This is a genomic window from Novibacillus thermophilus, assembly GCF_002005165.1.
GTDB lineage: Bacteria > Bacillota > Bacilli > Thermoactinomycetales > Novibacillaceae > Novibacillus > Novibacillus thermophilus.
In genome coordinates, this window is sequence record NZ_CP019699.1 from 2,719,551 (window position 1) to 2,740,608 (window position 21,058).

Here is a 21,058-nt window from a genome sequence, read left to right on the forward strand (position 1 = left end):
TTCTTTCATAATAATTCGTCATTTGTAGGAGATGAAAATGAGAAAACCGTTGCAATTTGCATGGGAAGTCTATACAAAAAAATTGAAAAAGTATTGCTACTAATGCTTTTCACTACGTTACCCCTTTTAATTTTGCACAACTTTATAACAAACTACATATATGTTGTTACTCCAGTTACCTTTGGGGCATCCGTTGGCGATATTTATTACGGTTTAATAACCATTCTGCTATTTATTTATGGCCAGGTCCCTTATATCCGGTTTTTATATGCGGAATATAAAGGAGGGGAAGCCTCCTTCCGAGATGCTATCTATCATTTTCTTGTCAATGGTTTCACCGTATTTGTGTTTGCATGCATCGTTTCCATCTTAACGTCAATCGGGTTCATTCTGCTAATACTTCCGGGAATACTCTTCCTTTCTATCCTTTTTCCTATCCCGTATGTTGCCATTTTTGAAGAAAAATCTGTCTGGAAATCTTGGAAGGATGGCTGGAATATCGGGAAAAGACATTTTTGGAAAATAGCAATTTTATTAACGTTGACAGGATTGCTAGAATTCCTGCTCTGTATATATGTCACCGTTCAATTATTTAATATTACACCTTCCTATGCTGCCCAAATTATTACCCAAATTGTGATTAACATAATTATTTATCCATTTATCGTCTTTTTGATGACGGCGTTTACGATTAAATGGAGAGAAGCACTAACAATTCTGTCTGTAGAAGAAGAAAGAGGCAAAAATGCAGAACCATTATCGTCTTAGAATAATGAAATAAATTTTGATTATAGAGTGGTTTAAAAATGTTTAAATGGTTGAGAAGATTATTCATCGTTCTTGCAATTGTGTATTTAACCTTCCAGCCTTTTTTGCCAGTTGCTTTAGCCGTAAGCCCATGGCAAGGCAATCCTTGAACAGGTAACCCTTGGGACGGATCTGACTTAACTTGGCAGGGACAGCCATGGCAAGGGAACCCTTGGAATGGAAATCCGTGGAATGGACAAAATTGGAGCGGGGAAGGTACGAGTGAGAGTCCTTGGGATGGAGATAGCTGGGACGGCAGCAGCTGGTATGGGAATTATTGGTCGATGCCAGGCTTTTATGGAAACTATTGGAATTTGCCAGGGTTTTCTGGGAATCAGTTTGCAGGCACTCCGTGGGGAATGCCAGGTTTTTCTTATCATCCCGAATTTCGAATGTGGATAACATCAGCTATTTCTAGCATTACCCACATGGAAACAAACAGTAAAAGTGGAAACTAAACTTGTCCTTTCGATGGGGTTTCTTGTTCTTGGGATACACTTTCCCCCTCCCCACACAAGCGGGCTCGGTTATTTCCATGTAAAAGTTTGGATAGGCATTATTGTAGGAGAACCACCCGTTCTTCCATGCGCCGCCAACTGTACTCATTTTGGAAGGCTGCCGCGATTTTTAGAATGACTTGGCGACTGCGATAGATGATCGTACCAGGGACATGGAAAAACTCCTTACGAAATCGTGCAATGGTATAGCGGCGATGAACCGGTTCACAGCAGTCCATCTTAAAACGCTCGAATACATTGTAGGCCAACAGCTTCAGCAACAGATCGATTTCATTGGCTTTAAACGAATCTGTCGGAATACGGTGAATCGAAAAGCCGTGCTTCACTTCTTTGATGTAGTTCTCCATGCACGCGCGCTGATTGTAAAAACGCCAAATGTCGATGGGCTCCCAATCCAAATTGGTCACGATTGCTTCGTAATCCCAAAGAAAGTCGAATTGGAGTTGATCACCATCGTAGCGTTCGGCTTTCCTGATGACGACCACCATTCGAGCCTTTTTCCAAGAAGTGGCTTTGTACACTAAACAAAGGCCTTCGATGATGACGTCTCCGTCCACATAGCGTTTCCAATGAGGACATTTGGCGACTTCTTTGGCTAACCGATGCGTCCATTTGAGTTTGCCAACGTAGCCGATCTGTTTGCCTTCCCAAAAACTATAGAAGGTTTCGCCGCCGAATCCTTTGTCGAATCGGGCATACTTGACTTTACACGATTTAGGAAGACGTTGAAGGGTTTCCTTCGCGAAAGTATGGGCATTGCGGGAACAATGCGTATTGCCTGAACGCAGTTCGGCATTAAGGTAAAGACGGGACTTTCCTTCAAAGGCGATGAGTGGTTGGAAGCTTTTACGTCCGGGCTTTTGAGCGTTTGTCCCAACTTCGGCCCCTTCCTGATTCCCGTACACCGTCTCAACGGTGGAATCGAGGTCGAGAATGCATTCGTCGGATAGGCAGGGAGTGATGAGATCAAGGTTTAATGCCTTCAAGTCCCGACGGATCGTGGGCATGGAGACAGCAGCGCGGCACAGTTCTTTATACAAAAGAGTGTGATGGGGACAACGTCCACCTAAAAATCGACGTACCAGCGAATCGTCTCGCAATGAGCGGAAATGGAATATACGTTCGCAACCCAGTAGCCATCCGACTAAAAGGTACATCAAGATCTTGAAGAACGGAAAAAGCGTATTCCGGCCTTTCCCGCAACCTATCTGACGAAAAGCGTCTTCCAGTTTGATTTTTTCAAGGTACGCAAGCAAGGGTTTACTCCCTGCGTGTGAGGTTGCATTCTTTAGCGTGAATTCTGTTTTCATTTTGGCGATGTTTGTGGTAGACTTCACCTAACGGGTGCCCCTCTCTTTGGGTTTTGTTGTTCGTTCAAACACCATTATACCAAGGATTGGAGCACCTTTATTACTGGATCAAGCAACTTTACTTTCGAAATTCAGGATCATAACTTTTCCGGCAACCCTTGGCTAGCCCCTGGATTTTTAGGAAATCAATTTGCTGGTGCACCTTGGCTAGCTCCTGGTTTTCAAGGTAATCAATTTGCTGGTGCTCCCTGGATGCATCCAGGATTTAATGGCAATGCATTTCCAGGAATGCCGTGGATGTATTATGCAGGACTGTATGGACCATTTGGCTATGGCCCATTCGCATACGGGAATTTTTCCGGAAATGGAACGAATGCGGATGTAACGATTCCGGATTTGCCGCTAGGTTATGATGTCGGAAAATATATATTTGAAGATGTCATTATGGGGCAAGTTGATTATATTGGAAGTGTCCTTGCCTATGAACAGGGAGTAACCTCGAAAATGGATTATGGCGGCAGTTTTTACCGTAATCTGCTGCTGAATGGAATTCGGCTAGGAGTTAAAGACCAGACCCTCTTTGAACTTGTCGACACCTATGATACTGTAAAATCAGGCTATGATAATTTCAAAACATGGAGAAATTTAAGAAGTTTAAGTGATACGGTTAGTACCGGAGCCGGATATGCACAAGCTGCTTCTAATACAGCTACCATCGCTTCTGGAGGAGTTATAGGGGCGGTTTCCAAATTTAATCTTGCTGGAGCAGCCATAGGTACTGGGTTATCTGCTTTTGAAATGGGATGGAATGCGGCAAAAGCATATCAAGTATTTAACAGTGACGCGACTGGAGCAGAGAAAACCTCTGCAGTGGCAGATGTAACTGCAAGCTTGGGCAGCACACTGATGAATGGTGGTGCAGTGGCTGCGGCAATTCCTGGAGGCCAAGTAATTGGTGCAGGCATGGCTGCTGTTGGTGCAGGAATTTGGGTTGTATCGAAAGGCGTCAAGCTGTTCGCAGATAATTGGCAAGGCGGACTCTGGTCGACAACGAAACATATCGCGAAAAAAGCAGGAGAGAAAATTAAGAAAGGCTGGAATAAAGTTAAGAGCTTCTTTGGATTTTAACGACTAACAACAGAAAGGATGTTCATACTTGTCAGTACATGATGCAACTCTATTGCGGAAAATAAAAGAGCATAAACGGTGGATGGAAAAGTATACCATTCAAAGAGAAAGCTTGCGTTTGAACAGCTGGGATTTTTATCTCGTGTTTTATTCAAAATTTAATAGGCATGCGGGATTTGCAGTTTTTTCGCCACAAGAAGATGCACCGCAGGAATTTTATGAAAAGGCTTTTGACTTATTCCCGTTAATTGTAAATACCCGTTCAAAGATTAATACGTACGTTGCGGAGCGAACACGAATATCGATGGATATGTTTACGGGAATTGCTCACGTAGTAAATAAATTAAAGGCCAGCCTTCCATTAACAGCAGAAGAGCAGCAAATTTACGAAAAAATAGAAATGAACATTGAAAAGATTCTTCAATTCCAGAATGAACTAAAACAACTAATGGCGGAATATAAGAAGAACTATATGCCGGTCCGCCAATATACGGAAGAAGATGTGATGAACCTGGTAGAAGTTTTAGCAGCATTTGACTATTACATTTATAATCAAGCCATCTTAGATTACGAGAATACAGAACATTTAATGCTGGTAAAGGATCACTTGCATAATAATTCCCAGCTTCGGTCATTGATAACAAGAAAGGAAAACAACTATTTAAACTGGTTTACAAGCAAGGAACAAAAAGAGAAACTGGCAAAGGATATTGAATCAATCCGCCTCGTTGAAAAAGATAAACAATATGACAGGGAGGAACATATTAAAACTGCAAAGCAAGTAATTATCGAGGAGCAGCTGAAGGCAAATGAAGCGTTAAAGAAGGAATCCCGCTTTCCAGTATTTGTTTAAGGCAGGGGAATCTGCTTTTTCAGGCAGATTCCTCAGCAAATTTTTTTAAGATAATCGATTCCTTTAATTAGGTTTGTAAGAGGTGCGTCGAATGGAATTTATAAAATAGTGCCTGAAAAAAGAGGAAGGGTCGGCAACGATTGAATTTTTGGGAATTATTCCGTTAGCAATTTTATTTTTAGTAATTTTAATCGAATTTGTCGCAGCGATTCATGCGGTTGCTGTTGTGGAGTCAGCAGCCAACGAATATGCCAACGTATATGCAATGACAAAGGATGCTTATGAAGCGAACGAAGCAGCAAATCATATTTTAAACAGCTCCGGGGATCACATTCAGCCGGGAGCTATATCTGTTACGTCAGGAAAGGAATTTACTGCTACCGTTAATGCAACGATAGATTTGATGTTTTTGTCCAATTATTTTCCAAATTTGAAAGTACCATATTCTGCCACAGCTTATGGACGGGTGATTGAATGAACAAATGGTTTGCAAAAATACGGAAACAAGAGAACGGGAGCATTGCCATATTTGTTGCCGGCTTAATCAGCATAATGATGATATTATTTATACTTGTCCTAAATTTAGGCTCGGTTTACGCTGTCAAAGAAAAGTCTGCCACTACTGCACAGCAAGCAAGCCTTGCCGCTACCAGCGCTTTTTATGAACGGGTTCAGGAAATCGTATTCAGTTTTGACCCGTTTTCTTATTTGCCGGAGGAAGTAGAAGATACAACAATATTAGAACCATTTTTCAGTTTGAACTTCAAAATTCAAGAGAGGGCCAAGTTTGAGTCAAGTATTTATAGGCAGTTTTTTTAACACCTTAAATTTGAAAGCGGATTCAAACCCTTAGGATACTCTCTTGGTAAGAATTTTGCCTTTTTTAAAAGCCAGACAACTCTTTTAATGCTTTGTAAACTGGTATGTTAGCTTTTCTTTTTAGATATAGAACATTGTCTCTAGTGGCTTCACCAATTGTGCTCGTAACTTTTTCTTTATAGTATCTTGGTGGGTTCTTTTCCACCTTTGTTTCAGTCCATTTTTCAATCCTGCCAAATAGTGTTTTTAAGGTCAATTTATCCAAGTAAGCTACCAAACCAGTGAACATGGCACTTACACCTTTATCCACCCAACTACGGCCATTTTTAAGTCTTTTGGCAAATACACTCATGGTTCCTTCTGCACTACCCATCGGACGCATTCCTGTTGTATCTATACCCTGTTCTTTAAGCCAGTTACGATAATCTCCCAAGGCTTCTGGATATTTCTCTAATTGGCGAATAAATGCTTCTAGACGTTCCTCTTGCTCATCATCCTCTAGCGTTCCGACTGCACTGTTAAGCTCTGTAAGCAATTTCTCATAATCATATGATGCAAGCGCCTTACGAATTGGACGATAACGTGGGTGATGACGGAACAAACTTCGAATCTCCCGTGCCACATGGAAACGATCAAGCGAAAAGAATGCACGATCTTTGAAATAGTCACGACAAGTTGTAATCCAATTTGCACCATCTCCATTTATTACCAACTTATGAAAGGTTGGATCATACTCAAAGTTTTCGATGAGAAAGTCCTCAAACGCCTCCCAAAATGGCTGGTTCCCTTCATGTACGAAATGGCGTTTATTCTTCAGTCTTACTCGTTTCCCATTGACTTCCCAGCCTTGATGAACTGCGGCTATTTTCTCTTCTTTTCCCTTTTTTCGTTTACCTTGACGTTTTACAAACAAACCATCGACCTCTACAAATAATACAGGTTGATGTACATGCTCACGCTTTTTTGGAATACTCGAAACTTGTAATAAGTGTTGACGGATTGCCTCATGACTAATAACCCGATAGCCTAAAAGGGTTTCTAACGTACTGGCTGCTTTTCGATAGGAAGGTCCCTGAACAGCTAATTCAATAGCTACCTCCTCAATCAATGGGCTAAAAGAACCTGCATCCTCAAACTCTAAATAACGATCAAGGAGAAAAACATATTCCCCTGTCTCCCGGTCACGGTAATAATTACGATTTAATTCAATCTCTCCGAAGAGACTAGTTATATGATATTTTCTTTTATCAATGAGTCGATAGCGTTTTTTATCTCGTTCTTCTGCAATCTGCTTGTCCATGTCCTCTAATAGTGTTTTCATGACCTTTGAGAAGGTTTCCTGTAATTGCCTCCAAACTAATTGCTCAATCTGTTTTAAATTTGGATATACTGTGTTATTCTTTTGCATGAGGGGTTACTCCTTTGTTTGTGATTTAGTTTTGGTTGACTAAGATTCTACCAAGGAGTAACCCTCTTTTTCATGTTATTTGCTTATTAACTACCGCGCTTTCGCTTGGTGGCCCCCTCATTTGTTGAGCGTTCTAACGTTCCCTCAACAAATGAGGGGGTTAAATTTTGCCCACAATAATTTTACTCATACCATGGAAATAACCGAGCCCGCTTGTGTGGGGAGGGGGAAAGTGTATCCCAAGAACAAGAAACCCCATCGAAAGGACAAGTTTAGTTTCCACTTTTACTGTTTGTTTCCATGTGGGTAATGCTAGAAATAGCTGATGTTATCCACATTCGAAATTCGGGATAACCTGTATCTTATCTGGAAATTCTCATCACCCATTTCCGGCTGTCCGGATCAACTGGAAAAACGGGTGAATCGAAGTTCAAATACTATTATACGAGGAGGTAAAAAATGAACAATAAAACGTGGATCGCGGTGATTGTGGGGGCTGTTCTTATCAGTGTGGCGGGATTGGGCATTCAGCACATAACGGCTTCATCTGACAACAGCCAGCTGACGACTAAAGAGATTAGGGAAATTGTGCAAGACAAATATCCGGGCGAGGTAGAGAAAATAGAACTGGAGCGGGAAAATGGTAAGCTCGTTTATGAAGCGGAACTCAAAGGACCGAAAGGTGAATATGAAGTGACATTAGATGCATTCACGGGTGATGTGGTCAACCTGAAGGAGAAATCGCCTCAAGCGTCACAAAATGACGATGTCAGTAAAAGGACAACTGACGGAACGAAAGAACAAGAAAACCACAATAAGACATCTGGCTCTGATGGAAAGACGTCAGAAAACAGTGAGGAGAGCCCCTCACCCATACGGATCAGTATTGATCAAGCAGCAGAAATTGCTTTGCGAGAAGTGCCCGGAACAATTAAAGAAATGGAATCCGACGTGATTACTTATGAGTTTGAGATCGAGACGGATTCGGGAGAGGCAGGAATTGAGATTGACGCTCTTACCGGTGAAATTATCACGATTTCGTGGGATGACTGATAGAAAACGGTTATGTTTGTACATCTTCTGCCTGTCACAGCCCCGTTCCGAAAAACGGAACGGGGTGTTTCACGTTTTCTTTTTGCTGTTTTCATATTCTAAAACGTCTTGGTACTCGTATTCGAATAGAGAAATGATCAGGTGGTTGAGCGTGTCGGCAAAGCGTTTAAACAGGGTGCGGATCATCCTACTTCGCTTCCTTTTTTAAATTCTGTTCACCTGTTAGCATAGCCAGGGAGAAGGACGATTATCCCGTCAATCGCAAAGGCAGCACGCGTCCTCACTGTCGCAGATCGGTGTCGATGCTGCTCTTACAGGCGTTTGACATTGGCTTATCGACCCTATCACCTTTTTTGGATGATGAACAGGCGCAACAAAAAGCCGAGGGCTGCACACGTCAATCCAGCGGTAATCCCGATCCAAAAGCCGAACGGCCCCCAGTCGGTGAAAGAAGCCAGCCCGTATCCGACTGGAATGCCGATCCCCCAATACGAGGCGAGGGCGGTCACAAACGGAATGGTGACGTCCTTGTAGCCGCGCAACACCCCTTGGAGCGATGCTTGTGCTGCGTCGGACATCTGGTAAAAGATAGCAAAAATAAGGAATTGTTTCACTAAATCCACCACTTCGCCATTGTCAGAGTACAAGTGTGCGATCTGTTCCCGGAAGAAGTACAGGAAAAGAGAAAAAATTGCCATCATGCCGATTGCCGACGTGACACCTAAGCGGGCGTACTGTTTAGCGTCGGCAAAACGTCTCCCTCCCGCTTCAAAACCGACGACAATTGTGAGCGCCATGGAGATACTCAGAGGGACCATGAACAACAGGGACGTGAAATTTATCGACGCTTGATGGGCGGCGATCGTCACCGTGCTGAACATTGTGCTGACCAACAGGGTGACGACGGCAAAAATACTCGATTCAAAAAAGACGGAAAGCCCCATTGGAACACCGATCCGGAGCTGCTCTCTCCACGTCTTGAGCGAGGGGGAAAACCACTTGACGAATAGGTGATACGTGCGCATGTTTTTCACTTTAAAGGTGATGATGACACAAATGATAAAGATAAACCAATAAGTGGCAGCCGTCGCATACCCGACACCGATCCCGCCGAGAGCTGGAAAACCGAATTTGCCAAAAATGAAAAAATAGTTGAGCACGACGTTGACTGGAACAACTAAGAGCATGATCGCCATCATAATGTGTGTATAACCTTGTGCGTCAAAAAAATAACGGAGGACATTGGCCGCGAACAGCGGGACAATGCCGAAGGACAGCCCGATTAAGAAGTGCTTAGTGATGTGGTGAACATTTGGTTCAAGCACCATGAGCGACAAGAGCGGTTCGAGAAATACAGCTCCCACTACCAAGACGATGACCGAGAGCAGGACGGACAAATAAAGCGACTGGGTCACCGACTCGCCGATTTTGTGGCGCTGTCCACTGCCTAGCAACTGGGAAACAATGGGGGTAACCGCCATTAAAATCCCGTTCATTCCAGTAAAAACGGGCATCCAAATGCTCGACCCTATGGCTACGCCGGCTAGATCGTCTGTACCCGAACGGCCGGCCATCATCGTGCCCACTAAGTTCATCGCATACAAGCCAACTTGGGTCACCATGATCGGCCAAAATATCTTGAAGAGTAGAGCGACTTTTTCCTTTGGTGTTTGGGCGTGATGCATGGCGGCATCCCTCGCAATATATAAACGTTCATCCATACGAAAAACCCGGCATATTCTGAACGAATACCTCCCGGGCTTGGTTCCACTCTGTCGGAGAGAAAGCGACTTTTGTGTTGATTGTGATCTAATCTATCACGTCATTAGCATTTTTTCAACTGACAACGGAGTGAAACACCTGGGCTTCCCGCTCGTCTAACGTAAGGAGACAAGAGGATCAGGAAGGACGGTGTATGTGCGATGATACGTCGTCACGTGGGATACGTGTTGACGACCGTTGTCGGAGTGGCTTTGTTGTTTGCTTCTGGCTGCGGTACGGAGAATGGCAATCCGAACGTTCCACCTAATGAAAAGGATGAAACGGCTTACGGAGCTGAAGACGCAGCAGAACGCGTGCTCGCGGCAAACAACCGGTTTGCGTTTGAACTGTTTGCGAACGTGAGGCTTGAAGATGCCGGGCCCAATACGTTTATTTCTCCATTCAGTGTCGCCACCGCTCTGTCCATGACGTATAACGGGGCGGCAGAAGAGACGAAGGATGCCATGGCAGAAGTCTTACACGTGCGAGATCTCAGTATGGAAGACGTGAACCGCTCCCAGGCTGCGTTACACAGCGTAGTCGAACGAACGGATTCCGATGTGGAGCTCAATGTCGCCAACGCTCTTTGGGGCCGAGAAGGGACGCCGTTTCGACCGGATTTTATACGGCAAGTGGGAAAATTTTACAATGCGCAGGTGACAGAACTCGATTTTGACCATCCTCAAGCGCCTCACGTCATCAACGAGTGGGTGCGAGAGGAAACGAACGGCAAAATTGAAGATATAGTAGACAGCATCGATCCGGAAACGTTCCTCTTCCTAATGAATGCCCTTTATTTTAAAGGGAAGTGGACAAATCCTTTTGATCCGGCGGGCACAGTAGACGCCGATTTTTACTTGCGAGACGGGGAAACAAAGCGAGTCCCGATGATGTCCCAGTCGGGAGAGTACGCATATTACGCAGGCAACGGATTTCAAGCTGTAGAGCTGCCTTACGGCAGTGGGCTATTCAGCATGACGATCTACCTTCCTGAAGATCGATCGAGCTCGGAAGCGTTTTACGCACAACTCAACGTTGAGAACTGGGCGAAATGGTCGACTGAGTTTGAAAAGATGTCTGGCACAATTCAACTTCCGCGCTTTCAGTTAACGTACGAAACAACATTAAACGAGGCGTTAAAAGCCATGGGCATGGAAATAGCGTTCGACGAACAGCGAGCCAATTTTCACCGGATGGTTGACTTGTCAGCTGCCCCAGACGAGAATGCCTTTATTAAACAGGTGAAACACAAAACGTTTATCGAAGTGAACGAAGAAGGAGCAGAAGCATCCGGTGCGACTTCGGTTGAAGTGGGGATTGTGTCCGCTCCTGTCGACTCCTTTACTATGAGGGTGGACCGTCCGTTTTTCTTCACCATTCAAGACCGTGAAACGGGAACGCTGTTGTTCATGGGAGCAGTCGAGGAGCCTGAATGAAGCAGTCCGCGCCATGGGTCGGGCATACACCTGGAATAACCTGTTCGGCTCAAGTCGTCCCGCAACAAAAAGCGCTTGTCTCCCACAAGGGGGACAGGCGCTTTGCGGTGGCTCATTCAGCTTTCATCGCTGTCTCTTCCACTATGAGATCATAAAAAGCTCGTTGCAACTGCTTCGTCACGTCGCCGGGTTGGCCGTTCCCGATGGCGCGGTTGTCCACGTGGGTGACGGGACAGATTTCGATGGACGTGCCGGTGACAAACACTTCGTCCGCTTCATACAGGTCTTCGCGCTTGAACGGCGTCTCCTTGACGTTCGTATTTAATTTTTCGGCTAGCTGGATCGCTGCGTGACGGGTGATGCCGTGTAGGATGAGATGGTTGGCCGGGTGCGTATAGAGTGTTCCGTTTTTGACGATGAATACGTTTGTCGAACTGCCTTCCGTAACGGTGTCGCTCCGGTGTAGAATGGCTTCTTGACACCCTTGTTCTACTGCTTTTTGCTTTGCCAACACACTTCCCAGCAGGTTTAGGCTTTTGATGTCACAGCGGAGCCAGCGGATATCGTCTGTCGTGATGGCGCGAATCCCCTCGGCGTGCAAGTCGCGTGGCGGGTTGCTATCCATGATGTAGCCGGTGAGCACGGGTGTCGCGGAGGTTGGAAACGGATGGCGGCGCGGCGCCGCTCCGCGGGTCACTTGAAGGTACACGCTGCACGTGCTCCGCCCTTCTTGCTCGATTAACGCTTGAACCTTCTCTTTTAGTCGTCCTATTGACACAGGGAGGTCCAGCATTAATTCGCGGGCGCTGCGCTCAAGGCGTTGCATGTGTTGATCCATGAGGAACGGTTGCCCGTTGTACACGCTAATGACTTCGTAAATCCCGTCTCCGAACTGGTAACCGCGGTCTTCTAAGTCAATTCGGACGTCTTCCCGGCTCTTGATCTGGTCGTTTACCAATACAAGCATCTTTCCGTCTCCTTTATTCAGTGTCATAGCATTAGTGTGCAGAAATCGGCCAAAAGTTTCAACCGATGATATCCTATCACGTCCACGCCCCACGTCAATACTTGATCAGCGCCAAAAATGCAAGCCGTCAAAAAATGAGGAATAAAGTGTACGGCAGGGTTTGGACAAGCTAAGGGGGAGAAAATAGTGAGAAAGGAGACGAATTGGGCGATTTACAACGGTATTTACACTATATATAGTAGTGTTATAATGAAAATTACATATATATAGTGCTGAGTGCGCGACACTCGGCAACGAGGAGGACTCACCTTGAAGATTAAACGCTACTATACAAAGCCGGGAGAAGATCCCTTTGCATCAGTGGAATATACGCTGAGGGATTCGCGCATTACGAATCCAGACGGATCTGTCGTGTTTGAAATGAAAGGGGCAGAAGTGCCGAAACATTGGTCGCAAGTCGCGGCTGACATTATGATTTCTAAGTACTTCCGAAAGGCCGGAGTGCCGCAAACTGATGAAAACGGCGAACCGATTTTGGACGAGAACGGGAAGCCGGTCACAGGACCCGAGAGAAGCGTTAAGCAGGTTGTCCACCGTTTAGCGGGATGCTGGCGGGACTGGGGGGAACGGTACGGCTATTTTGATACAAAAGAGGACGCACAGGCCTTTTACGATGAGCTCGTGTACATGATGCTTCACCAGATGGCTGCGCCCAACTCGCCGCAGTGGTTCAACACTGGGCTCGCTTACGCTTACAATATTACCGGGAAGTCACAAGGCCACTACTACGTGGACCCTGAGACGGAAGAGATAAAACAGGGTAAAGATGCGTATACACGTCCACAGCCCCACGCTTGCTTCATCCAATCCATCGAAGACGACCTCGTGAACGAAGGCGGCATTATGGATCTGTGGGTGCGGGAAGCGCGCCTGTTCAAGTACGGCAGCGGAACGGGGACGAACTTCTCCAACATCCGCGGCAAAGGGGAACCGCTGTCCGGCGGTGGGAGTTCGTCCGGACTGCTCTCCTTTTTGAAAATCGGCGACCGCGCCGCCGGCGCCATTAAGTCCGGCGGAACGACGAGGCGGGCGGCGAAGATGGTCTGTCTCGATTTGGACCATCCGGACGTCGAGGAATTCATTAACTGGAAGGCGAACGAAGAAAAGAAGGTGCGGGCGCTCATTGAAGCCGGGTACGATCCGTCGTTTAACGGAGAGGCGTACGAAACGGTGTCCGGACAGAACTCCAACAACTCGGTGCGCGTCCCGAATGCGTTCTTTAAAGCGGTAGAAGAAGATGGGACGTGGAAGCTGATTCGCCGCACTGACGGCAAGGTCAGCAAAGAACTGCGGGCCCGCGATCTGTGGGATCAAATCGCCGATGCGGCCTGGGAGTGTGCGGACCCCGGAATCCAGTGTGACGATACGATTAACGAATGGCACACGTGTCCAGCCGGAAGTGACGGTCAACTTGGTGCCAAGCACAACCGCATCAACGCGTCCAACCCGTGTTCGGAGTACATGTTTTTGGACAATACGGCGTGTAACCTCGCGTCCCTCAACTTGCTGAAATTTTTTGACGCCGAACGCCGCCAGTTCGATATAGACGGACTGGAACACAGTGTCCGGTTATGGACGATCGTGCTGGAAATCTCGGTGCTGATGGCCCAGTTTCCGTCCAAAGAAATCGCGAGGCTGTCTTACGAATTCCGGACACTCGGGCTCGGCTACGCGAATATCGGGACGGTGTTAATGGTGTCCGGCATCCCGTACGATTCGAAGGAGGCATTGGCCATTACGGGAGCCGTCACAGCGATCATGACCGGTACAGCTTACGCCACGTCGGCTGAAATGGCGAAGGAGCTCGGCCCGTTCAAAGCGTACAAACACAACAGGGAGCACATGCTGCGGGTTATTCGCAACCACCGCCGCGCCAGTTACGATGCTCCGGAAGACGAGTACGAAGGGCTGACGATCAAACCACTCGGCATCAGTGAAGAACACTGTCCGAAAGATTTGCTCGCGGCGGCCCGTACGAGCTGGGACAAAGCGTTGGAGTTAGGGGAACAATACGGATACCGCAACGCGCAAGTCACAGTGCTGGCGCCGACCGGCACCATCGGGCTGTTGATGGATTGCGACACGACAGGTGTCGAACCGGATTTTGCCCTGGTCAAATTTAAAAAGCTGGCCGGCGGCGGTTACTTCAAAATCGCCAACCAATCCATCCGCCCGGCCTTGAAAAACTTGGGTTACAACGAGAAGCAAATTGAAGACATTTTGACTTACGTAACCGGGACTCTCTCGTTAGACGGCGCTCCTCACATCAACCGGGAGTCGCTCAAAAACATTGGCTTTACAGACGATGACATCAAGAAAGTGGAAGACGCCCTTCCAACAGTGTTCGAACTGCCTTACGCGTTTAATGTGTCGACACTCGGGGAAGAGTGTTTGTCCCGCTTAGGGTTTACGCCGGAACAATACCAATCCCCAGAGTTTGACTTGTTGAAGGCACTCGGCTTTACGCAAGAGCAGATCGACGAAGCGAACGACGTCATTTGCGGTATGCTGACGACGGAAGGCGCTCCGCACTTGAAGGAAGAGCACTATCCCGTATTCGACACAGCGAACAAATGCGGCAAACACGGAACCCGTTACATCCACTACATGGGGCACATTCGGATGATGGCCGCTGCCCAGCCGTTTTTGAGCGGTGCCATTTCCAAGACGATCAACATGCCAGAACACGCAACACGAAAGGACATTCAGCACGCTTACTGGGAAAGCTGGAAGTACGGCTTAAAAGCGATCTCCATTTACCGGGACGGTTCGAAAAGTTCCCAACCGCTCAACAGCAAGGGAGATAAAAATGAGACAAAAGAAACCGACACGGCAGTGGAAACAGATATCCAAGGAGCGGAAACAGTCCAACCTGCGGCCACTTCTGGCGAGTACAGGGAGTTCATCGCCAAAGGGCATGCGACAAGCGAACGGCGCCGGCTACCGCGTCAGCGGGAAGGGTTCACCCAGGAAGCACGCATAGCGGGGCAGAAAATTTTTGTGCGAACAGGTGAATACGAAGACGGCTCCCTGGGGGAACTGTTCATTGACATGCACAAAGCGGGGACGACGATGCGCGGGATGTTGGACGCTTTTGCTGTAGCCGTGTCACTCGGCCTGCAGCACGGCGTTCCCCTTGAAAAATACGTCGACGCCTTCACCTTTACGCGGTTTGAGCCGGCCGGTGTAGTAGATCACCCGAACATTAAGATGGCCACTTCCGTCGTCGACTACGTGTTCCGGATGATCGGCATGGAGTATTTAGGCCGAAAAGACTTTGTTCAAGTGCCGCCAGCCGATGAAGAGCTCCGCTACTACCAAAACAAGTTGAAACAGCAGGAGAGAAAAAATCGAACTGCCGATGTCAAACAAACGGCAACTCAAAGGGAGATGGAACAATCGGCGGACAAACCAACCTTACCCCAGCTTGCCGAGCCAAAGTTGAACAGTGCGAAAGTGGCGAGCAACGGCGCTCCCATCTGCACTGAGTGCGGCGGCATGACGAAGCAAAGCGGGACGTGTTACGTCTGCCTCGACTGCGGTTCGACGACAGGTTGTTCGTAAGATCGGCTTTTGTACGGGCGCTTCCTTTAGGGGAGGCGCCTTTTCATACTACACATCCTGCACCACTTCTTTCCATTGTGGAGACAGCTTCCGCATTCCACGCAGAAAAATGACAGGAGAACTGGGATCCGTAGAGCATAAATGGCAGAAAAAGTTGCGCGAGAGGACTGTTTCGGTCACAATATAATGGACGATGTCACTGCGGGAGATATAAAATATGCGTATATTCGCCATAGCCGATTTACACTTGTCGTTTAATAAAGACGTCACCTTGTACGACATCGACGCGGAGAAAGACCAATACAAACCCATGGACGTATTTTGCGGGTGGGAGCGTCACTTTGACAAAATTCGGGATAATTGGTTGCAAAGCGTATCCGAAAACGACACCGTGCTCATTCCCGGAGACATCAGCTGGGCCATGAAGCTGGAGCAAGCTGTCCACGACTTTCGCTGGATTCACCAGCTTCCTGGCCGGAAAGTGATGTCACCGGGCAACCACTGCTACTACGTGACGACTAAAAAGAAAATTCGCAGCGTCCTTCCTGAAAGTATGGAGTGGATTGACGGAGACTACACACTGGTGGGAGACTATGTAGTGGTTGCAACGCGGGGGTGGATACTGCCACAAGATGCCGACTGGGATGAAACGTATGACCGCAAAATACACGACCGTCAAGTGGGGCGCCTCAACCTCGCCCTGGAAAGTGCGCGGAAAGATCACCCCGAAAGACCGGTCATCGCCATGTTGCATTACCCACCGCTTACGACTTACGCTCCGGACAGCGACTTTTTTCACGTGTTGAAACAGTACGACGTCGAGTTATGCCTTTACGGTCACCTGCACGGAAACGCGCACCGAACTGCGATTAACGGTGAAGTGGACGGAATTGAACTGCGCCTCGTCTCGTGTGATTATTTGAATTTTAACCTGTTGCGAGTCCGATGACAGGTCTCGACTGTGTTATGATAGAGTGGACGGATGAAAAGGACGAACGAAAGTAGAGGAGGAAGTCGAGATGCCGACACCAAGCATGGAAGACTATTTGGAGCGCATCTATCAACTGATAGAAGACAAAGGGTACGCCCGCGTTTCAGACATTGCCGAACACTTGGACGTGCATCCGTCTTCGGTGACGAAAATGGTGCAAAAACTGGATGAAAAAAAGTATTTAGTGTACGAAAAATACCGCGGTCTCATTTTAACCCCGAAAGGCAAAAAAATGGGCAAACGCTTGGTGGATCGGCATGAGCTGTTAGAAGAGTTCCTTCGCATCATTGGCGTGGATGAGGACCTCATCTATTCAGACGTAGAAGGCATCGAACACCACTTGAGCTGGGATGCCATTACGTGCTTGGAATACTTGGTAGAGTACTTCCGCGACGACCCGAAGAGGATTGAGGATTTACATATGCTCAAAGCTGCCGACGAAGCGGAAGAAGCGGAAATGGAAGAAAAAAATAGAGGAGACAGTCGGTAAAAAACCTGCGATCGTCACGATGGCAGGTTTTTTTGTGAAACTGCATCATACGATATACACAAAGGGAGATGGAGGTGGTGCCGTTGTGGGCAAACGCTGTCTTTCAAGGGGGAGGCGTAAAAGCGATTGGATTGGTCGGGGCACTGACCGTCGCCGAACAGCGCGGCTACCGGTGGAGACGGATGGCGGGAACGTCGGCAGGAGCGATTATTGCGTCGTTAGTAGCGGCAGGGTATACGGCTGAGGAGATCCGTCGCGTGATCGAAGAGTTGGACTACACCCTGTTTACAGAACCAGGAGCGTGGCACTTATTGCCTTATATCGGACCCGTGGCGCGGTTGTGGATAAAAAAAGGGCTTTACTCGGGGAAAGAAATCGAGAGGTGGCTGGATGACTTGCTGCGTCAGAAAGGGGTCCACACGTTTGCCGATTTAAAAGCCGGCACATTGCAAATCGTCGTTTCCGACATCACCCGGGGGAGACTGGTGGTACTACCTGAAGATTTGAAGTTGTATGGACTGTCGGCAGTCGACTTGCCGGTGGCCCGGGCAGTGCGGATGAGTTGCGGGATTCCCTTTTTCTTCGATCCGATTGTGCTTTACAGCCGATCCGAACCGAAGCGCAATTACATGGTCGACGGCGGTGTGTTGAGCAATTTTCCGTTGTGGCTGTTTGATGAAGAAGCACCCAAATGGCCGACGTTCGGCTTTCGCCTCGTGTCCGAAGATGGAGAGGCCGCGCCACATGAGATACGAGGGCCGTTCTCTCTCTTTCGGGCCCTTTTCCAAACCATGATGGACGCGCACGACACAAGACACTTAGAAGAGCAAGACAAAGTGCGTACAATTCTCGTCCCTTCATTAGGTGTAAAGTCGACCGATTTTCACATCACCCCGGAAAAGAGCGCGGCTCTCTTTGACGCGGGAAAAAAAGCAGCCGAGAAATTTTTCCGGCAATGGGATTTTCAGCAGTATTTAAAGAACTTCCACGGCAAGGTAGTTGTGACGATCAACAGGAGACAGAACAAGCTGCCTTAGGCTTCCGTTTACTGACTTTTGCGGCGCGGATGCCAACCTTTCTTGTGCCCGTCTATCACTTGGAACGGGTAATGTTTGCGCCGTTTGCGTTTTGCCAGTTTTCCCCTTTGGTTTTGCCGGTGTTTGCCCGTGCGCAGCGCTTTTTGATACTTTTTGTGTTCGTCTCTCGATGCGGAGTGAGGCCGTCCAGCCCATCGCAAAAGCCACTTCGGCGGAAATTTGTACAGGTAGAAAACGATCCCGAAAACGGCGAGGGGCAGGAGGACGCCCCCGGATTGCGGGCGAACCCGGCGAACACTCCTACAGCGATCAAAGCAACCATGAGGTACATCCAGCTGTTTCGGTAGAACATGGCGATACCCCCATTCCGGCCGGTTGTGTGAGCGGGTTTACTGTCATTGTCCCCGTTTTCATATCCGGTAATCACAATTGTATTGTATCGCAAGTCGCTCTAAAGTGCCATATCGCGCTACTCGACTAACCCCAGCTCCAAGTACTCTCGCCAACTGATTTGCGCGGTCACTTCCCAGTTCATATCTCGTTGCCAGCGCTTGACCGCCGCTTCCAACCCGTATCCGAATATGCCGTCGACGGGTCCTTCGTAGTAGCCGGAAGCCCGCAACCGGTTTTGTACGAGCAACACATCGGAACCTTTGTCCCCTCGGACAAGGGTTTTGAGCGCCCACTCGTCGCGCCTGGGAAGAGGGCCGTCTACGATGACAAGTGTGCCGGTGTTCACGAGGGAAAACAGTTCTTCAACGTGTTCGTTAAACATGCGAAAACACCCGTGACTCGCATCTTGGCCAATTGTGTGTGGCAAGTTCGTGCCGTGGATCCCGTAAATCCCCCACGGCACATTTAATCCGAGCCAGCGTGTCCCGAATCCTCCGCCCCAGTCTGTCGACTTGTACGTAATCACCCATTCGCCGATCGGGCTCGGATGCTGTTCACGTCCAGGGGCGACTGGGTACTGTTTCACGACACGGTCTCCTTCGTACAGGAACAGTTGCCGTTTCCATAAGTCGATCAAGATGTAGCGGTTAGACGTCGAGTCCCCCGTATCCCGGGGAACGCCTTGGGGAGGCGCACTGTAGCCGGTTGTTAGAACGAGGCATAACGAAAGCAAAAAGGTTGACAATATCCGCATGTTTTGATCTCCTTAAGTCGTTCGCAGCTGAAAGACGGAGCATGTACATAGTATTCATAGGCAACGGAAACCTTATCCTCCAAATGAAACAATTTGTGCAAAAAGCGGCGCCAATAGGATTTACGGTGTGAATGTGATAAAATGGCAGGGGAGAAAAAGGGGGAGTACAGGTGATAGAAGTACTCGTTTTACACGGTCCGAACTTGAATATGTTGGGTAAACGGGAACCGGGTATTTACGGCCGCATGACGCTCGAGGAAATGAACGCCCGATTGAAAGAAGTAGGGAAAATGTGGGGCTTGAAGGTTCACGCGTTCCAGAGCAACAGCGAAGGGGAAATCGTCGAATACATTCATCAGGCGGACGAACGCTATGACTACATACTGCTGAACGCCGGGGCGTACACCCACTACAGTTATGCGATTCACGACGCACTGCGCGCTGTCGACGTCCCGGCCATCGAGATTCACCTTTCGAACATTCACGCTCGGGAACCGTTTCGCCGTATGTCTGTTCTCGCCCCAGCCGTCATCGGCCAGATTGCCGGTTTTGGTTACGACAGCTACGAACTCGGACTGTACGCCATAAAAAAAGCTGTAGAACGCAAGGTGAATGCGCGATGAAGCGGCTGGAGAGACTGCGGCACTTCATGCACAAAGAAAATATCGACGCCCTCTTGGTGTCTGACGCCGTAAATCGCCGCTACGTGACGGGTTTCACTGGGACTTCCGGCTTTGCCCTGGTCACCCGGGACCGCGCCCTGCTCATAACAGATTTTCGCTACGTGACTCAAGCCCGAGAACAGGCGCCGCATTTCCACATCGTCCAGCATAAAGGGACAATTTGGCAAACGGTTGCCGAACAGTGTGCCCGTTTGGAGATCCGATCTCTCGCGTACGAAGAGCACCACTTAACGGTTGCGCAATTTCGAGAGCTAGAGCAAGAGCTTAAAGGCACGGCATTAAAGCCGTCGGATCAGGTCGTCGAACGCTTGCGCCAGATCAAAGACGAACGGGAACTGGCCATTTTGCAAAAAGCTGCCGAGATCGCTGACCGAACGTACGAGCACATCCTATCGTTCATTCGGGAAGGTGTCACTGAGCGGGACGTGATGTTCGAGCTGGAGTTTGTCATGCGCAAGCTAGGTGCCCAGTCGTCTTCGTTTGACATCATTGTGGCCTCCGGCAAGCGTTCGGCACTGCCCCATGGGGTGGCGAGCGGAAAAAAGCTGGAGCAGGGCGACTTCGTCACACTGGACTTCGGCGCGGTGTACGAAGGATACTGCTCGGACATGACGCGGACTGTCGTCGTCGGCGAACCGAGCGCAAAACAACGGAACATTTACGATATTGTCCTCAAGGCGCAAGAACGTGTGCTCCAAGGCCTCCGGCCGGGAATGACCGGACGAGAAGCCGACGCACTCGCCCGCCACTACATTGCGGAAAGAGGGTACGGCGACAATTTCGGCCACAGTACAGGACACGGAATTGGCTTAGACGTGCACGAGGGGCCGCTCCTTTCACACAAGAGTGAAACCGTTCTGCAACCGGGCATGGTCGTGACCGTTGAGCCCGGCATCTACATTCCCGATTTGGGCGGCGTGCGCATTGAAGACGACGTCGTGATCACGGGGTCCGGTTGCAAACGACTGACACGGAGTGAAAAAGAACTTGTCATCGTGTAGACGGTACAGGACCATTTTAAAGGAG

At 48.4% G+C, this 21,058-nt stretch carries 19 protein-coding genes; 13 read left to right on the forward strand and 6 right to left on the reverse strand.

Translation table 11 applies throughout. The features are described 5' to 3' along the window. The first annotated feature begins 60 nt into the window (after window positions 1–60). A complete protein-coding gene (locus B0W44_RS13120; RefSeq protein ID WP_228441147.1) occupies window positions 61–768 on the forward strand; it encodes a hypothetical protein in 708 nt (235 codons plus the stop codon). A gap of 595 nt (window positions 769–1,363) precedes the next feature. Here B0W44_RS13120 and B0W44_RS13130 read toward each other — a convergent pair. Beyond that, on the reverse strand, window positions 1,364–2,635 hold the full coding sequence (locus B0W44_RS13130; protein ID WP_077721187.1) for an IS1380 family transposase: 1,272 nt from the start codon (window positions 2,633–2,635) through the stop codon (window positions 1,364–1,366). A 252-nt stretch (window positions 2,636–2,887) separates the two neighbouring features. On the opposite strand from B0W44_RS13130, the gene B0W44_RS13135 reads away from it, so the two are divergent. The 4 genes from B0W44_RS13135 to B0W44_RS13150 all read left to right on the forward strand — a co-directional run bounded on the left by B0W44_RS13135 (window position 2,888) and on the right by B0W44_RS13150 (window position 5,435). Continuing rightward, entirely contained in the window at window positions 2,888–3,763 is an 876-nt protein-coding gene (locus B0W44_RS13135) for a hypothetical protein (protein WP_149027017.1), read from the forward strand. Window positions 3,764–3,791: 28 nt separating this feature from the next. Next, window positions 3,792–4,616 carry a hypothetical protein gene (locus B0W44_RS13140; RefSeq protein ID WP_077720426.1) on the forward strand — a complete coding sequence of 275 codons (825 nt, stop codon included), beginning with the start codon at window positions 3,792–3,794 and terminating at the stop codon, window positions 4,614–4,616. 112 nt (window positions 4,617–4,728) lie between these two features. After that, window positions 4,729–5,094, forward strand: coding sequence for a TadE/TadG family type IV pilus assembly protein (locus B0W44_RS13145; RefSeq protein ID WP_077720427.1), 366 nt, complete (start codon window positions 4,729–4,731; stop codon window positions 5,092–5,094). Then, the gene (locus B0W44_RS13150; RefSeq protein WP_077720428.1) at window positions 5,091–5,435 is read left to right on the forward strand and encodes a Tad domain-containing protein; all 345 of its coding nucleotides are present in this window, start codon (window positions 5,091–5,093) and stop codon (window positions 5,433–5,435) included. Before B0W44_RS13145 ends, B0W44_RS13150 begins: the two co-directional genes overlap by 4 nt. 64 nt (window positions 5,436–5,499) lie before the next feature. Here the strand turns inward: B0W44_RS13150 and B0W44_RS13155 are convergent, their stop codons facing one another. Further along, complete coding sequence (locus tag B0W44_RS13155; protein WP_077718608.1) at window positions 5,500–6,843, reverse strand: ISLre2 family transposase; 1,344 nt, start codon at window positions 6,841–6,843, stop codon at window positions 5,500–5,502. Window positions 6,844–7,302: 459 nt separating this feature from the next. Here B0W44_RS13155 and B0W44_RS13160 point away from each other — a divergent pair, with 459 nt between their 5' ends. Next, window positions 7,303–7,896, forward strand: coding sequence for a PepSY domain-containing protein (locus B0W44_RS13160; RefSeq protein ID WP_077720429.1), 594 nt, complete (start codon window positions 7,303–7,305; stop codon window positions 7,894–7,896). Between the two features lie 344 nt (window positions 7,897–8,240). On the opposite strand, the gene B0W44_RS13165 is transcribed toward B0W44_RS13160, so the two are convergent. Next, the gene (locus B0W44_RS13165; RefSeq protein WP_335582616.1) at window positions 8,241–9,617 is read right to left on the reverse strand and encodes an MATE family efflux transporter; all 1,377 of its coding nucleotides are present in this window, start codon (window positions 9,615–9,617) and stop codon (window positions 8,241–8,243) included. 201 nt (window positions 9,618–9,818) lie between these two features. Between B0W44_RS13165 and B0W44_RS13170 the strand changes: the two genes are divergently transcribed. After that, window positions 9,819–11,093: a serpin family protein gene (locus B0W44_RS13170; protein ID WP_077720430.1), complete on the forward strand. Its 1,275-nt coding sequence runs from the start codon at window positions 9,819–9,821 to the stop codon at window positions 11,091–11,093. A gap of 112 nt (window positions 11,094–11,205) precedes the next feature. Here B0W44_RS13170 and dat read toward each other — a convergent pair whose 3' ends face one another. After that, window positions 11,206–12,060 (reverse strand): D-amino-acid transaminase, encoded by an 855-nt coding sequence (gene dat, locus B0W44_RS13175; RefSeq protein WP_077720431.1) that lies wholly within the window; start codon window positions 12,058–12,060, stop codon window positions 11,206–11,208. A gap of 309 nt (window positions 12,061–12,369) precedes the next feature. Here dat and B0W44_RS13180 point away from each other — a divergent pair, with 309 nt between their 5' ends. From B0W44_RS13180 to B0W44_RS13195, 4 genes are all read left to right on the forward strand, one after another. After that, window positions 12,370–15,684, forward strand: a complete 3,315-nt coding sequence (locus B0W44_RS13180; protein WP_237087412.1) for a vitamin B12-dependent ribonucleotide reductase — start codon at window positions 12,370–12,372, stop codon at window positions 15,682–15,684. A gap of 217 nt (window positions 15,685–15,901) precedes the next feature. Continuing rightward, the gene (locus B0W44_RS13185) at window positions 15,902–16,633 is read left to right on the forward strand and encodes a metallophosphoesterase (RefSeq protein ID WP_077720433.1); all 732 of its coding nucleotides are present in this window, start codon (window positions 15,902–15,904) and stop codon (window positions 16,631–16,633) included. A 70-nt stretch (window positions 16,634–16,703) separates the two neighbouring features. After that, complete coding sequence (gene mntR / locus B0W44_RS13190; RefSeq protein ID WP_077720434.1) at window positions 16,704–17,165, forward strand: transcriptional regulator MntR; 462 nt, start codon at window positions 16,704–16,706, stop codon at window positions 17,163–17,165. Window positions 17,166–17,242: 77 nt separating this feature from the next. Beyond that, window positions 17,243–18,202, forward strand: coding sequence for a patatin-like phospholipase family protein (locus tag B0W44_RS13195; RefSeq protein WP_335582617.1), 960 nt, complete (start codon window positions 17,243–17,245; stop codon window positions 18,200–18,202). Between the two features lie 8 nt (window positions 18,203–18,210). Here B0W44_RS13195 and B0W44_RS18215 read toward each other — a convergent pair whose 3' ends face one another. Further along, window positions 18,211–18,402: a hypothetical protein gene (locus tag B0W44_RS18215; RefSeq protein WP_169835573.1), complete on the reverse strand. Its 192-nt coding sequence runs from the start codon at window positions 18,400–18,402 to the stop codon at window positions 18,211–18,213. Between the two features lie 269 nt (window positions 18,403–18,671). Next, window positions 18,672–19,349, reverse strand: coding sequence for a L,D-transpeptidase family protein (locus B0W44_RS13205; protein WP_077720437.1), 678 nt, complete (start codon window positions 19,347–19,349; stop codon window positions 18,672–18,674). 170 nt (window positions 19,350–19,519) lie between these two features. Between B0W44_RS13205 and aroQ the strand changes: the two genes are divergently transcribed. Together aroQ and B0W44_RS13215 are read left to right on the forward strand one after the other, a co-directional pair. Beyond that, complete coding sequence (gene aroQ / locus B0W44_RS13210) at window positions 19,520–19,972, forward strand: type II 3-dehydroquinate dehydratase (RefSeq protein ID WP_169835574.1); 453 nt, start codon at window positions 19,520–19,522, stop codon at window positions 19,970–19,972. Next, window positions 19,969–21,033, forward strand: a complete 1,065-nt coding sequence (locus B0W44_RS13215) for a M24 family metallopeptidase (RefSeq protein WP_077720438.1) — start codon at window positions 19,969–19,971, stop codon at window positions 21,031–21,033. The genes aroQ and B0W44_RS13215 overlap by 4 nt, the downstream gene beginning before the upstream one ends. Window positions 21,034–21,058: the final 25 nt, after the last annotated feature.